General features: G+C 44.7%; 15 protein-coding genes. 11 read left to right on the top strand and 4 right to left on the bottom strand.

What is annotated here, in order from left to right:
* Positions 1–258: 258 nt before the first annotated feature.
* The 3 genes from LT679_RS18345 (at position 259) to LT679_RS18335 (ending at position 2,870) form a co-directional block, all read left to right on the top strand.
* Complete coding sequence (locus LT679_RS18345) at positions 259–1,629, top strand: methyltransferase RsmF C-terminal domain-like protein (protein ID WP_232179139.1); 1,371 nt, start codon at positions 259–261, stop codon at positions 1,627–1,629.
* Between the two features lie 86 nt (positions 1,630–1,715).
* Entirely contained in the window at positions 1,716–2,375 is a 660-nt protein-coding gene (locus LT679_RS18340; RefSeq protein WP_232179138.1) for a DUF6766 family protein, read from the top strand.
* Between the two features lie 9 nt (positions 2,376–2,384).
* Positions 2,385–2,870, top strand: a complete 486-nt coding sequence (locus tag LT679_RS18335) for a CinA family protein (RefSeq protein WP_232179137.1) — start codon at positions 2,385–2,387, stop codon at positions 2,868–2,870.
* On the opposite strand, the gene LT679_RS18330 is transcribed toward LT679_RS18335, so the two are convergent.
* Entirely contained in the window at positions 2,867–3,232 is a 366-nt protein-coding gene (locus tag LT679_RS18330) for a CoA-binding protein (protein WP_232179136.1), read from the bottom strand. The genes LT679_RS18335 and LT679_RS18330 overlap by 4 nt on opposite strands.
* Positions 3,233–3,383: 151 nt before the next feature.
* Between LT679_RS18330 and LT679_RS18325 the strand changes: the two genes are divergently transcribed.
* The 4 genes from LT679_RS18325 (at position 3,384) to LT679_RS18310 (ending at position 5,360) form a co-directional block, all read left to right on the top strand.
* The gene (locus LT679_RS18325) at positions 3,384–3,929 is read left to right on the top strand and encodes a hypothetical protein (RefSeq protein ID WP_232179135.1); all 546 of its coding nucleotides are present in this window, start codon (positions 3,384–3,386) and stop codon (positions 3,927–3,929) included.
* Positions 3,930–4,111: 182 nt separating this feature from the next.
* Positions 4,112–4,696, top strand: coding sequence for an RNA polymerase sigma factor (locus LT679_RS18320; RefSeq protein ID WP_232179134.1), 585 nt, complete (start codon positions 4,112–4,114; stop codon positions 4,694–4,696).
* Between the two features lie 12 nt (positions 4,697–4,708).
* Positions 4,709–5,122, top strand: coding sequence for a hypothetical protein (locus tag LT679_RS18315; protein WP_232179133.1), 414 nt, complete (start codon positions 4,709–4,711; stop codon positions 5,120–5,122).
* A 19-nt stretch (positions 5,123–5,141) separates the two neighbouring features.
* Complete coding sequence (locus LT679_RS18310) at positions 5,142–5,360, top strand: hypothetical protein (RefSeq protein WP_232179132.1); 219 nt, start codon at positions 5,142–5,144, stop codon at positions 5,358–5,360.
* Here LT679_RS18310 and LT679_RS18305 read toward each other — a convergent pair.
* Both LT679_RS18305 and LT679_RS18300 read right to left on the bottom strand, forming a co-directional pair.
* Positions 5,357–5,851: a DinB family protein gene (locus LT679_RS18305; RefSeq protein ID WP_232179131.1), complete on the bottom strand. Its 495-nt coding sequence runs from the start codon at positions 5,849–5,851 to the stop codon at positions 5,357–5,359. The two genes, LT679_RS18310 and LT679_RS18305, sit on opposite strands and share 4 nt — an antisense overlap.
* A 41-nt stretch (positions 5,852–5,892) precedes the next feature.
* Positions 5,893–7,440: an NAD(P)/FAD-dependent oxidoreductase gene (locus LT679_RS18300; protein ID WP_232179130.1), complete on the bottom strand. Its 1,548-nt coding sequence runs from the start codon at positions 7,438–7,440 to the stop codon at positions 5,893–5,895.
* Positions 7,441–7,629: 189 nt separating this feature from the next.
* On the opposite strand from LT679_RS18300, the gene LT679_RS18295 reads away from it, so the two are divergent.
* Positions 7,630–8,199, top strand: a complete 570-nt coding sequence (locus LT679_RS18295) for an RNA polymerase sigma factor (protein ID WP_232179129.1) — start codon at positions 7,630–7,632, stop codon at positions 8,197–8,199.
* Positions 8,200–8,274: 75 nt separating this feature from the next.
* On the opposite strand, the gene LT679_RS18290 is transcribed toward LT679_RS18295, so the two are convergent.
* On the bottom strand, positions 8,275–10,563 hold the full coding sequence (locus tag LT679_RS18290) for a GH92 family glycosyl hydrolase (RefSeq protein WP_232179128.1): 2,289 nt from the start codon (positions 10,561–10,563) through the stop codon (positions 8,275–8,277).
* Positions 10,564–10,734: 171 nt separating this feature from the next.
* Between LT679_RS18290 and LT679_RS18285 the strand changes: the two genes are divergently transcribed.
* The 3 genes from LT679_RS18285 to LT679_RS18275 all read left to right on the top strand — a co-directional run bounded on the left by LT679_RS18285 (position 10,735) and on the right by LT679_RS18275 (position 12,670).
* Positions 10,735–11,313 carry a LemA family protein gene (locus LT679_RS18285; RefSeq protein ID WP_232179127.1) on the top strand — a complete coding sequence of 193 codons (579 nt, stop codon included), beginning with the start codon at positions 10,735–10,737 and terminating at the stop codon, positions 11,311–11,313.
* 115 nt (positions 11,314–11,428) lie between these two features.
* Positions 11,429–11,863 (top strand): TPM domain-containing protein, encoded by a 435-nt coding sequence (locus LT679_RS18280; RefSeq protein ID WP_232179126.1) that lies wholly within the window; start codon positions 11,429–11,431, stop codon positions 11,861–11,863.
* 54 nt (positions 11,864–11,917) lie between these two features.
* Positions 11,918–12,670: a TPM domain-containing protein gene (locus LT679_RS18275; RefSeq protein WP_232179125.1), complete on the top strand. Its 753-nt coding sequence runs from the start codon at positions 11,918–11,920 to the stop codon at positions 12,668–12,670.
* The last annotated feature ends 119 nt before the right edge of the window (positions 12,671–12,789 follow it).

The raw sequence follows: 12,789 nt of genomic DNA, 5'->3' as shown, positions 1-12,789 counted from the left end.
TGTTTTCTGTTTCATTCTCACAAGAAAAAATTTAAAGTTTTTCTCGCTTTATATTGCTGACCTATGTTTCAAATAACGTTCGCCTTACTTTCAAAGCGGTCACAAATGTAGGCAGAAATACCACCATCAACCAAACAATTTTTCACTTTTTTAAAACAATTTCATAACCAATTGAAAATAAACAATTAATGCTACCCGCAATCCTTTAAAAATAGTCACAGGATGGGTTGAAGGATAGTTTTATATCTTTGTTTATATATGAGCAACGCTGTTTTTCCACCCCTTTTTATCGATTCTTTACATTCTGAGCCTGGTTTTGATGAGCAAAGTTTTGTTGAGGCACACCAAAATGAAGCCCTGGTATCTATCAGATTAAATCCATTTAAACCGTCCGATACCCAAAAAGGCGCGCCGGTTCCGTGGTGTAATGAAGGTTTTTACCTGGAAAAACGCCCATCTTTCACCTTTGATCCGCTCTTTCATGCCGGTGCTTATTATGTACAGGAGGCATCGTCAATGTTCATCGGCCATATATTTAATTGTGTTAAGCCCGATGGTGAACCCGTAAAAGTACTCGACCTGTGTGCCGCACCCGGCGGTAAAAGCACTTTACTCAATTCGCTGCTTAATAATACCGACTTGCTGGTAGCGAACGAGATCATCAAAACACGTGTACCTATATTAGCTGATAACCTTACCCGCTGGGGTACGGCCAACAGCATTGTTACTAACAACGACCCGCGCGACTTTACACGCCTGAAAGGTTTTTTTGATATTATATTGGTTGATGCGCCTTGCTCAGGCTCCGGCATGTTTCGTAAGGATGGTTCGGCAATGGAAGAGTGGAGCCAAGCTAATGTGGAGCTTTGCCATCAGCGGCAGCAGCGTATACTGGCCGATATTTACCCGGCATTGAAAGAGGACGGATACCTCATATATTCCACCTGCTCCTACTCGCACCAGGAAAATGAAGATGTGCTTGACTGGCTTTGCACTGAATTTGCAATGGAGAGCATTAACATTCCTGTGCAACCTGATTGGAACATCACCACCAGTCAATCGCCAAAAAAGGGGGCTTATGGTTATAGATTTTATCCCGGTAAAATATTAGGTGAGGGACTTTTTGCCGCTTGCCTGAAAAAAACAAATGATAGCGGCACATTACCGGCACATAAAAATAGCGGGCAACAAAAGTTACCGATTAAAGAAATTGCACTGGTAAAAGAGTATATAAAGGATGCCGACAACTACTATTATTTAAAGGTGGCTGATGACTGGCTGGCTATTGATAAGCATCACCACGAAAGCCTGAATACATTACACAAGCACCTTTATATAAAAAAATCAGGCGTACGCATTGGTAAAATTGCCGGGCGCGACCTTGTGCCCGATCATGAGCTTGCTTTAAGTGTTATTATTAATAAGGATGCCGTTTTGCAAATTCCGCTTAAATACGACGAAGCCATTGCGTACCTGCGTAAAGATAATCTGGTTTTAAGCACAGCCGACAAAGGCTGGAGTTTAATGAGCTATGAGGGACTGGCTTTAGGCTGGGCTAAACTTTTGCCTAACCGGGTAAATAATTATTACCCCAAAGAATTGAGGATATTGTCGGCACTACCCATCTAAAATTAGAAGAGAATTTTTTCTTAGAAAGAAAACTCATTAAACATTTCAGGAATTAAGCGGTTATCATTCCATATAACCGTTTAAGAATGAAAAAGCGTGGCTTTTTTTATCGTAATAGCCTGAGCATAGTTTTCGTATCACTGTTTTTAATTACCCTGGTTGCACAGGCCTTTACAGGCTGGAAAGAAAACAACAAGGAATTATTAGAAGATGGCGGGCATCCGGAAGCTTTTGCTGTCTACCTGCATTCCGGGCATTTTATTTCAGCTACGTTTGAAAACTTTCAGAGTGAATTTTTGCAGATGGCGCTGTACGTGTTGCTTACGGTTGGCCTTAGGCAGCGAGGATCGGCAGAATCAAAAAAAATTGATGAGCCTGAAGAGGTTGATCGTGAACCGGTACCCGGCCCTGACGCCCCGGCTCCGGTGAACAAGGGTGGCTTTATGCTCAAACTGTATAGCAATTCGCTATCCATCGCGTTTTTTATTCTATTTTTTGTTAGCTGGGGATTGCATTTGTACGGCAGCTGGCAGGATAACAATGAGCAGCAAATTTTAAAGGGCTTGCCAACCGAAACCCTGGGCCAATTTGTTACCGAACCGCTTTTTTGGTTCGAAACGTTTCAGAACTGGCAGAGTGAATTTTTATCGGTTGCCTCAATAGTTATACTCACCATTTTTTTACGCCAAAAGGGATCGCCGGAATCAAAACCGGTGGATGCCCCGCATATGGAAACAGGCAAATAATTTACTGCTATGGCTGAACCAAAGATTACTGAATGCGGAAAGTTGCTTGCCGAAAAAGGATTGACCATTGCCTTTGCCGAAAGCGCGACGGCAGGATGGCTATGCTCGGAATTCGCACTCTCGCCAGACTCTGGCAAAATACTTAAAGGTGGCATTGTTTGTTACGATGCCGCTATTAAAGAATACCTGTTAAAGGTGCCAAAGGATATTATTGAAAAATACACGCCGGAATCCGCTGAGGTGACTAAGGAAATTGCTGAAAAATTAAAAAACCTGATTAAGGCGGATATTCACGTGGGAGTTACCGGCCTTACCACGGCGGGCGGCAGCGAAACAGACGATAAGCCGGTAGGCACAATATTCGTACATATCATATTAAAGGATAAACATATCCCTCATCGCCGTGAATTTGACGGCGATCCTGAAAATATAATTCATCAAACCGTTAACTGTGTAGCGGAACTGCTGATGGATGAGGTAAGCAGAACTGATTAATATTGCCCCGTAGATAACATTACCAGCGTACAAGCATATATTGTTTCAATGCCCTGCGCTTCGGCTTTGCGGCGCAGTTCGCCGTTCTCGGTTCCCGGATTAAAGATAATGCGCTGCGGATGAGTCTCTAAAATATAATCGTAAAGCGGCGGCAGGTTATTGGTGCCTACATACAAGGTGATGGTATCAATATCATGATGTATTTGCTCCGGCTTTTCAATGGCTACACCAGCTACCTCTCCCTTTTTTAAGCCAACGTTTACTATGCTGTGCCCATGTCTAACCAAGCGGTTAGCAGCCAGGTAAGCGTATCGTCCCGGATCGGGCGTAGCCCCCAATATCAATGTCTTTTTGTTTGCCATACTGTTAATTTAACGACTGTTTAAGTCATATTGTTTCGATGCAGTTTAATACACCGAGTACAATCATTTAACCAATCGTAAAATTTTTAACTAATAAGTTTCCATATGCCAAAAGTTAATCCTATGTTTGTGATAATCAGAGCCTATCACCATGAGAAAAACCATTTATACCGCCTTAATCCTGTTTTTTGCCCATAGCGCTATCGCTCAAAGCGACACGTTTCAGCTTGTAAGCAACATCTATCCTGCGGAGTCATCTTCGGCGGGGATAACGCGCTCGGTATTTGACATTGACAAGGTACGCGGACTGTCTGTCGCTGTAGTACAGTCAAACGGTGCTGAAGGCAATACGGTAAGCATCTCCGGGCGCTTAGGGTCGGGCAATTCGCGAAGGCTATATAAAACTACCATTACCCAGGATGAGTTGGTGCGCTTGCAAGAAGTTGTGGATAACCTGATTACCGATAATTATAAACGCCAAACCAATGATCCAAAAGTCTGCTGCTTTTCTGCCGAGGGTGGTTTTACCGTAACTACCGGTTATACCAGCGAGTTTTTAAGCGACAAGGTAAATTGCTTCCTGACGCTTCAACTCCAATCAGGCGAAAGCAGGTCTAAGGCGTATCTGGGAAAATCTGATCTAGAAAAATTAAAGAAAGTGTTAAGCGAAGCAAACACCAAGTTAAAAGGTCTTTAATAAAAGGCCATCAAAAATAATATAATGCCGATGTTCGCTTGAGCACCGGCATTTTTTGTGCGATTAATATTATCTTATTTCCTTATTTAATTCTATGTTACAATAGCCCATACTTTGGATCAAATAAAAAATTGAAAAAGTTTAAAATGTTTTGAAGGCAGCCTCGTCTTCACTACTATACAATGAATACACTGGCTACAACCATAATGCCCCCGGAGAAACAAAACAGCATCATACAAACGATGGCGTCGTATGGCAGCAAGCTGTTTGGCTTCATCAGGAAACGGGTAAAAAATGAGGCCGATGCCGAAGATATCCTACAGGATGTTTGGTACCAGCTAAGCGCGGTTGTAAATGCCGAACCCATAGAACAAACCGGGGCATGGCTTTTCAGGGTTGCCCGCAACAAGATCATCGATAAGCATAAAAAGAAATCAGAAAGCCTGATTGATGATATGGTGCCCGATAATGATGATGACGCCGATGACATGGGTTACTTTAAAGATTTGTTGCTGACTGAGACGAAAACGCCGGAAAGCGAATACATACGCAGCCTTTTTTGGGATGAGCTTTTTGTAGCGCTTAAGGAGCTGCCCGAAGAACAGCGACAGGTATTTACCTGGCACGAGCTGGACGGGATGCCCTTTGCCGAAATAGTTGAAATGACCGGCGAAAAGGAACAAACGCTGGTATCGCGCAAGCGGTACGCGGTACTGCACCTGCGCAAACGCTTATATCAATTATATAAAGAGATTACACAATATTAAAGACATACAACAATGAAACAGTTTTTTTATAAGGGCAGGTTTATTTTTATTCCGCTTGCTTTTGCCGCCTGCATATCAGCAGTAAGTTTTGTGGTAATGCAATTATGGAATCACCTGTTGCCTGATATTCTGCACGTAACCACTATTAACTTTTGGCAGGCCATGGGCATATTTATACTATGCAAGATACTTTTTGGTTTTGGTGGCAAAGGTGGACCAGGCAATGCGCCATGGGCACGCCGCCGCATGATGGAAAAATGTAAAAACATGAGCCCCGAGGAGCGCGAAAAATTCCGTACCGAACTGGAGAACCGCATGTGCGGCTGGGGCAAGCGCCCGTTCGGCAGGCGCGACAGCAATTTTGACGACAGGTTTAAAACCAATACCGAAAGAACTTCGCCACAGGGCGACACACCATCCGTTTAATTTTAACCCCTGCAATTGTATGGATGTGCTTGTATTTGCAACCAACGTTACCAGCAAGGCACAGGTAAGCCGGGTACAAAACCTGCTCGCCAATTTAACAGCCATTATTGACTGGAACTTTGACCTGGACGAATGTGATAATATTTTACGGGTGGTATCTACCAATATTTCGCCACGTTATATTGAAAACCTGCTGCACTCAGCGGGGGTAAATTGCCGGGAGTTAGCCGAATATTAAACAACGCCGCCCAGCATGCGGTTTAAAATACCTATCTGCCCTGCGTGATAAACATGATGCTGTATTAATCCATTTATTAATTGCTCATAATTTACGCCAGAGCCTAAGCCCGGCTCATTACGGTCATCATTAGTGAGCTCACCCCATTTTTGCTCCGGCACATTTTGGATCAGGCCGATTAGCCTTACATTGGCCAGTTTCAGATCGTCAATTATGGTTTTCCATCTTTCTTCGTCAGGCGCACCGGGATCGGGCCAGTCACCTGCGGATGGCAAGCCGGCTTTACTTCCGCTCATTCGTTCAGCAACTTCCAAGGTCCAGCCGAGCATGTGCAGTACAATTTCAGCAATGGTATGCGCACCGTTGGCAGGCCGCTCGTAAGCGATATCAAAGCTGATTTTATCAATGGTTTCATACACCGGCGGCCCGTACCAGGCATCACCGGTCAGTACCTTTTCTAATTCCTGCGAAATTTTTTCAGCGGTAGTCATACACACTATTAAACTACTGACCCGTAAATAGGTTGTGGCTTTTACAGATTTTTTGCTGCCGCCACTGCACAGTTTATACCATCAATAGCTGCTGATATAATGCCACCCGCATAACCTGCGCCTTCACCGCATGGGTATAAGCCTACAATTTGGGGATGCTGTAAGGTTTCCTTATCCCTGGGTATCTTCACCGGTGATGATGTGCGTGATTCTACTCCTACTAAAATAGCCTCATTGGTATAATACCCCTTCATTTTTTTACCGAACACGGGCATGGCTTTGCGCAGCCGCTCACTTATCCAGCCGGGTAAAACTTCTTTTAACTGCACGCTTTTGGTACCAGGTAGGTAAGAGTTCTGCGGCAGATCGACAGATAATCGCCCTTCAAAAAAATCAACCATGCGCTGTGCCGGGGCCACCAGCTTACCGCCGCCTGCACGGAATGCCGCCTGCTCTACCTGTTGCTGAAAGCGCAGCATTTTAAAAGGGTCGGTATCGCTGCCCTGCACATCTTCCAGGTTTATTTGTACTACCGTGCCCGAGTTGGCATACGGGTTATTACGTTTTGACGGACTCCAGCCATTCACCACAATCTCATCCACATCTGTTGAACATGGGGCGATTATACCACCGGGGCACATACAGAACGAGAATACACCCCGGCTATCTACCTGCTCCACCAAACTGTAGTATGATGGAGGCAAGTATGGCCCGCGTACATCGCAGTGATATTGCGCCCGGTCAATAATTTCCTGCGGATGCTCAATGCGTACACCCAATGCGAAAGGCTTGGCCTCTATCAATATATCCTGACGGTGCAGCATCTCAAAAACATCACGCGCCGAATGGCCCGTAGCTAATATCACCGCCCCGGCCTCCATCTTTTCCCCGCTTTGCAACTCAACGCCCCTGATTTTATCAAAGGATACCAATAATGAGGTTACCTTTTTATTAAAATGCACCTCACCACCGGCATTCAAAATAGTTTCGCGCATGGTGGTGATGATCTGCGGCAGCTTGTTGGTACCAATATGCGGCCGGGCATCTACCAAAATATCTTCATCGGCACCGTGTGCCACAAAGGCTTTAAGCACCTGGTTAACATTACCGCGCTTGGTACTGCGGGTATAGAGCTTACCGTCCGAATAAGTGCCTGCCCCGCCCTCGCCAAAGCAATAGTTTGATTCGGTATTTACTAAACCCTGCTTGTTGATATTGGCCAGATCGCGGCGGCGCTGCTTCACGTCCTTGCCACGCTCAATAATAATGGGCTTTATACCTAACTCGATACATTGCAACGCGGCAAATATCCCGGCGGGGCCTGCACCAACTATAATAACCGGCTTAGCCGTGCTCACGTTAGGATAGTCAATCGTATAATGATCGGTTTTGAATGCTTCGTCAATAAACACCTGCACCTGCATACGGTAAACCACACGTCGGCCGCGCGCATCAATAGAGCGCTTAACGATTTTTACACCGTTTATTTTTTTTACTGGAATTTTAAGGGATGCGGATGCGAGTTCTTTAATAACCGTTTCATCCTCATGCTGCCCGGGCGGGCATACAATTTCAACTTCTTTAACCATGCTTTGCGCCGGGTTTTTATCCCGGATGGTCCAAAGTTAATTAATCGGCATTAAAAATTGTCCGCTGCGGTACATTGAACGTCCGTTATCGAACAGTGAGACAAATCAAAATAAATTAAATTATTTGATTTACAGATGCTTACAACAAAGGCATCTATTTTGGCATATAGGGTTCAAATAAATATCACAATGAAAACCGCCGAAAATCGCTTGAACCAAATATGGGATGGATGCCTGAACAACAACCGCCGCGAGCAAGAACTATTATATAAATTAATGGCCCCTAAAATGCTGAGCGTATGCATGCGCTACGCGCAGGATAAGGATGAGGCCCAGGATATTTTACAGGAAGGCTTTATCAAGCTGTTTAAAAACAAGCACAACTTTCGTGGCGAGGGCAGCCTGGAAGGCTGGATTCGCCGCATTATGGTACATGCCGCCATATCGCGCTACCGCAAACTTAAGCCAATGGTTTTGGTGGATGATTTCAGTGCTACCGATGCTTACAAAACCGGCAGCAGTTACAACAGTAACCGCCTGGAAACCGCCGAGTTGATGAACATGATACAGGAATTACCGGCAACCTACCGCTCTGTATTTAACATGTATGCTATTGAAGGCTACTCGCACCAGGAGATAAGCAATACCCTTGGCGTAAGCGAATTATTATCACGCACTACCCTGCATCGCGCCCGAACTATATTGAAAAACAGGATCAACCTGCTTACAAAAGCAGAACAGCATTGCCTTGCGAGCTAAAACGCTGCATGGGCAATGCTGTTGAATTTGTTATCATAATTAACAGAGGATAATCACAAACCTCTGCGCTTGCTACTATTTGTGTTTGCTGCTCATATAATAGGTGATGTTTCCACCCTTCATAATATCAGCATTTGATAGCGACAGACTATTATAAGGCTTGCCGTTCAGTTCTATCTTTTGCACATAAACGTTTTTAGGTCCCTGGTTTTTCACCGTGATCTTAAATGTTCTGCCCTTGCCAACTTTTACTTCAGCGCCATTCACTGCCGGGCTACCGATAGAAAACTGATCGCTACCAGGAGCAACCGGGTAAAAACCTAATGTAGTGAATATATACCAGGCGCTCATTTGGCCGGTATCATCATTGCCACCCAAACCATCAGGCGTTGGTTTATACATCAGCGGTAATATCATACGTACACGTTCCTGTGTTTTCCAGGGCTTGCTTGTCCAGTTATACAGGTATGCTACGTGGTGCGATGGTTCATTACCATGCACATAGTTGCCAATGATGCCGTCGCGGGTAATATCTTCTGTTTCAGCAAAATATTTATCAGGCAAATGCATGGTAAACAATGAGTCCAGGTAACGTACGAAACGGGTTTCGCCGCCCATCAATTTTATTAGTCCTTCAGGATCCTGCGGTGCAAACAAGCTGTAGTTCCACGAGTTCCCTTCAATAAAGCCGGCGTTATGCGTGCTCAGCGGATCAAACTCTTTGCGGAAGGTACCATCAATATTCTTCGGGCGCATAAAGCCGATGCTGGCATCATACACATTTTTATAGTTTTGTGAGCGTTTGATAAATTCCTCATAGATATCATTACGTCCTAACTTTTTCGCCATTTGCGCTATAGCCCAGTCATCATAAGCATACTCTACCGTTGATGATACCGATATACCCGAACGCTCATTAGGGATGTAACCGTGATCGATATATTCGCCAATACCTTCATAGCTGCGTTTACGGGCAGTAGCCACGCAAGCGTCGAGCGCCTTATTGGCATCAAATGGTGCGTTACCTTTTACCACGGCATCAGCAATTACTGATACGGAATGGTAACCACTCATACACCAGTTCTCGTTTGCTGAGTTTGACCATACCGGCAGCATACGCTCCGGACTCTGATCAAAATGCGCCAGCATTGATTTCACCATGTCGGCATTACGCTCCGGGTGAATGATGTTGAACAGCGGGTGCAGCGCACGGTAGGTATCCCATAGCGAAAAGGTGGTGTAATTAGTAAAACCCTCGGCCTTATGCACATTCTGATCTAAACCTTTGTACTGGCCATCCACATCCATATAAATGGTCGGGTTGATCATGGTATGGTACATCGAGGTATAAAAGTTTTGCTTGGTGGTCAGGTCACCATCAATAGTAATGCGATGCAGTTCATCTTCCCATTGTTTCTGGCCATCTCGCTTTACCTTGTCAAAATCCCAACCCGGTACTTCGGCTTTCATGTTGTTCAAAGCACCGTCCATGCTAACCGGTGATAATGCGAACTTAATCTTAATCTTTTCGCCTTCCTGGGTATCAAAGTCAAAATAAGCGCGTATTTGCTTACCGGCTATCTCCGGGAAATTTTTGCTTTGATTGAATTTGCCCCAGAAACCACCGTATACCTGGCGTGCATCGTATTTTTTAAAGCCGTGTTGTTTAAATGGCTTTGAAAAAGCCATGGCGAAATAAAGCGTGCGGGTACGTGCCCAGCCATTGGTTTGGCGGTAACCTACTATCAAACTATCGTTAATCACTTTAACATACGTCCATACCGGTTTGTCAGGATAGTTGTAGATCCCAGCCATTAGGTCAAGGATGATATGCGATTGATCAGACTTAGGGAATGTATACTGGTGAAAACCTACACGGGTGCTGGTGGTCATCTCGGCGGTAATGTTGCTGGCATCCAGTTTTACCTTGTAATAATTAGCTTCCGCAGTTTCATTTTGATGTGAAAAAGCTGAGCGGTAACCGCTGCCCGGTTTATCGGCCGTGCCGGGGTTCAATTTAAGCTGGCCAACAGTAGGCATAATTAAAAAGTCGCCTAAATCTGAGTGGCCTGTACCGCTGAAATGGGTATGGCTGAAGCCTACTATCGTTTTATCATCATACTGGTAACCGGCGCAATACTTATAAACGTCGGGGTTATATTTTCCGTTCAGCTCATAGCTAACCGTATCTGTTTCAGGGCTTAACTGCACCATACCAAAAGGCACCGTAGCTCCGGGATAGGTGTGGCCCATACGTTGGGTGCCGATAATGGGCTTAACGTATTGCACTAATGAAGCATCTTTTTTTTGCGCAAATGTGCCGAGGGATAGCAGCATCAGCAAGATGGTAAATCGTTTTTTCATTTAAATCGACGTTGTCCTAATATTTGGCTAATGTAACGTAAAATATGCAACTTTAATAAACTATGAAGCCTTATCAGCGCATTTTTTGCCAAACTGTCATTAAAATGCGCTTTTGTAACATCGGTATGCAGTTTGTTATCTAATTTGTAAATTCACAACAAAAACTACACAATGAAAAAGCTATTTTCTGTTATACTTATTTTAGTAGCGGCCATGTCGTTAAGCTCATGCAGCTACAATAGCATGGTTAAACTTGACGAAAATGTTAAAAGTAAGTGGGGTGCGGTACAAAGCCAGTATCAACGCCGTGCCGATTTGATACCGAACCTGGTAAATACGGTTAAAGGTGCAGCCAATTTTGAAAAAGGAACGCTTACTGCCGTTACCGAGGCGCGCGCAAAAGCAACATCAGTACAGGTTGATCCTACAAAACTTACTCCTGAATCAATAAAAGCATATCAGGCTGCCCAGGGGGAACTAAGCGCCGCGTTAGGCCGTTTATTATCGGTAACTGAAAACTACCCGGATCTTAAAGCCAACGAAAATTTTAAAGATCTGCAGGTTCAACTTGAAGGTACCGAAAACCGTATTAATGTTGCCCGCTTAGATTTTAACCAGGCTGTGCAGGATTACAACAGTAAGATCAGGGCTTTCCCGGCTAACTTGACTGCCAAAATGTTTGGTTTTAGCGAGAAGGGATACTTTACCGCTGAAGCCGGTGCAGATAAAGCGCCAAAGGTTGAGTTTTAATTTGAGATATTGATTTCACTAATTTTTCGAGTGATTTCTCCGATGGGGGATTGAATTGAATAATGACGTTATAAAATCAATCCCCCAATAATTCATTAAATCAATAATTATCTGCATGAACATATTTAACGACGAGGAACAGCAGCGCATACAAAAGGCCATTGAAGAGGCCGAGAGGGCTACCTCGGGTGAGATACGCATCTGTATTGAAAAAAAATGCAGCGAAGATGTGCTTGACCGAGCTGCCAAATACTTTTACCAGTTAAACATGGATAAAACCAAGCTGCGTAACGGCGTACTTATTTATCTGGCCACAGTTGACCGTAAGTTTGCTATTATTGGCGATGCGGGTATAAACCGGGTTGTTCCTGCTGATTTCTGGGACTCGACAAAAGAAAAAATGCTGGCCGAATTTAAGTATGGAAACCTTGCCGAGGGCATTATCACCGGTATTGGCATGGCGGGGCAGCAACTTAAAAAATTCTTTCCGTTTACGGATGGAGACAGTAATGAACTGCCAGATGATATTGTTCAAATGAACGGCGATTAAACTATCAAGATGTTTAAAAAATATATATTACTCTTTTGCTTAAGCCTGGCCGCAATGGCAGGTTTCGGACAGGAATTACCTCCAAAATCAACTACCCTTGTTACTGACTATACCAACACGCTCAGCGCTGAGGATAAGCAGCGCCTGGAAGATAAACTGGTAGCCTTTGATGATTCCACATCTACGCAGATTGCCATCGTCATGATGCGTTCCGTTGGCGAGTATGACATTGGCGAGTATGCTATTAAACTTGGCAGAGCCTGGGGTATTGGCCAGAAAGATAAGAACAACGGCGTTTTAATACTGGTTGCCAAGGATGACCGTAAGCTTACCATACAAACCGGCTACGGTGTTGAAGGCGCTTTGCCAGATGCGGTTACCCGGCAAATACGTGAAAACGATATAAACCCACGCTTTCGTGAGGGTGATTTTTACGGCGGCCTGAATGCCGGTGTCGATCAGATCATCAAATACACCAAAGGCGAATACAAAGCCGAAGCAAAACCGAAAAAGAGAGATAAAGGCGGTTCGGGAGCCGGTGTTTTGATTGGCATAATCGTAACCGTTATCATCGTAATAATTATCAGCAGGCGTGGCGGCGGCGGCGGTGGTGGACGTATTATCGACCGTCGAGGCGGCGCCGATCCGTTCTGGTGGTTCCTGGCTGGCAATATGTTGGGTAACAGTGGACGTGGCGGCGGTGGCTGGGGTGGTTTCTCCGGCGGCGGAGGCAGCTCCGGCGGTGGTGGTTTCGGCGGATTTGGCGGCGGCAGTTTTGGCGGTGGCGGCAGTAGCGGCAGTTGGTAAACTTAAATTAAGCTGTAGTTGTTTAACCATTTGGCAATTTTAAACACCCTCTGTCATAGTTGATGCAATTACTAAAAGTCGATCTGATTAAACACTCCGTTTTCTCCGGATTGTTCCTT

It is taken from the genome of Mucilaginibacter roseus (genome assembly GCF_021215455.1).
Taxonomy (GTDB): Bacteria; Bacteroidota; Bacteroidia; order Sphingobacteriales; family Sphingobacteriaceae; genus Mucilaginibacter; species Mucilaginibacter roseus.
The sequence above is the reverse complement of the archived record's forward strand: the minus strand, read 5'-3'. Positions and strand labels throughout refer to the sequence as shown.

Bases quoted from the DNA above. Each gene is read 5' to 3' on its own strand.
- LT679_RS18305 (WP_232179131.1), bottom strand. From the start codon at position 5,851: ATGACTACCGCTGAAAAAATTTCGCAGGAATTAGAAAAGGTACTGACC.
- LT679_RS18300 (WP_232179130.1), bottom strand. From the start codon at position 7,440: ATGGTTAAAGAAGTTGAAATTGTATGCCCGCCCGGGCAGCATGAGGAT.
- LT679_RS18295 (WP_232179129.1), top strand. From the start codon at position 7,630: ATGAAAACCGCCGAAAATCGCTTGAACCAAATATGGGATGGATGCCTG.
- LT679_RS18315 (WP_232179133.1), top strand. From the start codon at position 4,709: ATGAAACAGTTTTTTTATAAGGGCAGGTTTATTTTTATTCCGCTTGCT.
- LT679_RS18275 (WP_232179125.1), top strand. From the start codon at position 11,918: ATGGCAGGTTTCGGACAGGAATTACCTCCAAAATCAACTACCCTTGTT.
- LT679_RS18285 (WP_232179127.1), top strand. From the start codon at position 10,735: ATGAAAAAGCTATTTTCTGTTATACTTATTTTAGTAGCGGCCATGTCG.
- LT679_RS18330 (WP_232179136.1), bottom strand. From the start codon at position 3,232: ATGGCAAACAAAAAGACATTGATATTGGGGGCTACGCCCGATCCGGGA.
- LT679_RS18310 (WP_232179132.1), top strand. From the start codon at position 5,142: ATGGATGTGCTTGTATTTGCAACCAACGTTACCAGCAAGGCACAGGTA.
- LT679_RS18335 (WP_232179137.1), top strand. From the start codon at position 2,385: ATGGCTGAACCAAAGATTACTGAATGCGGAAAGTTGCTTGCCGAAAAA.
- LT679_RS18320 (WP_232179134.1), top strand. From the start codon at position 4,112: ATGAATACACTGGCTACAACCATAATGCCCCCGGAGAAACAAAACAGC.
- LT679_RS18290 (WP_232179128.1), bottom strand. From the start codon at position 10,563: ATGAAAAAACGATTTACCATCTTGCTGATGCTGCTATCCCTCGGCACA.
- LT679_RS18280 (WP_232179126.1), top strand. From the start codon at position 11,429: ATGAACATATTTAACGACGAGGAACAGCAGCGCATACAAAAGGCCATT.
- LT679_RS18325 (WP_232179135.1), top strand. From the start codon at position 3,384: ATGAGAAAAACCATTTATACCGCCTTAATCCTGTTTTTTGCCCATAGC.
- LT679_RS18340 (WP_232179138.1), top strand. From the start codon at position 1,716: ATGAAAAAGCGTGGCTTTTTTTATCGTAATAGCCTGAGCATAGTTTTC.
- LT679_RS18345 (WP_232179139.1), top strand. From the start codon at position 259: ATGAGCAACGCTGTTTTTCCACCCCTTTTTATCGATTCTTTACATTCT.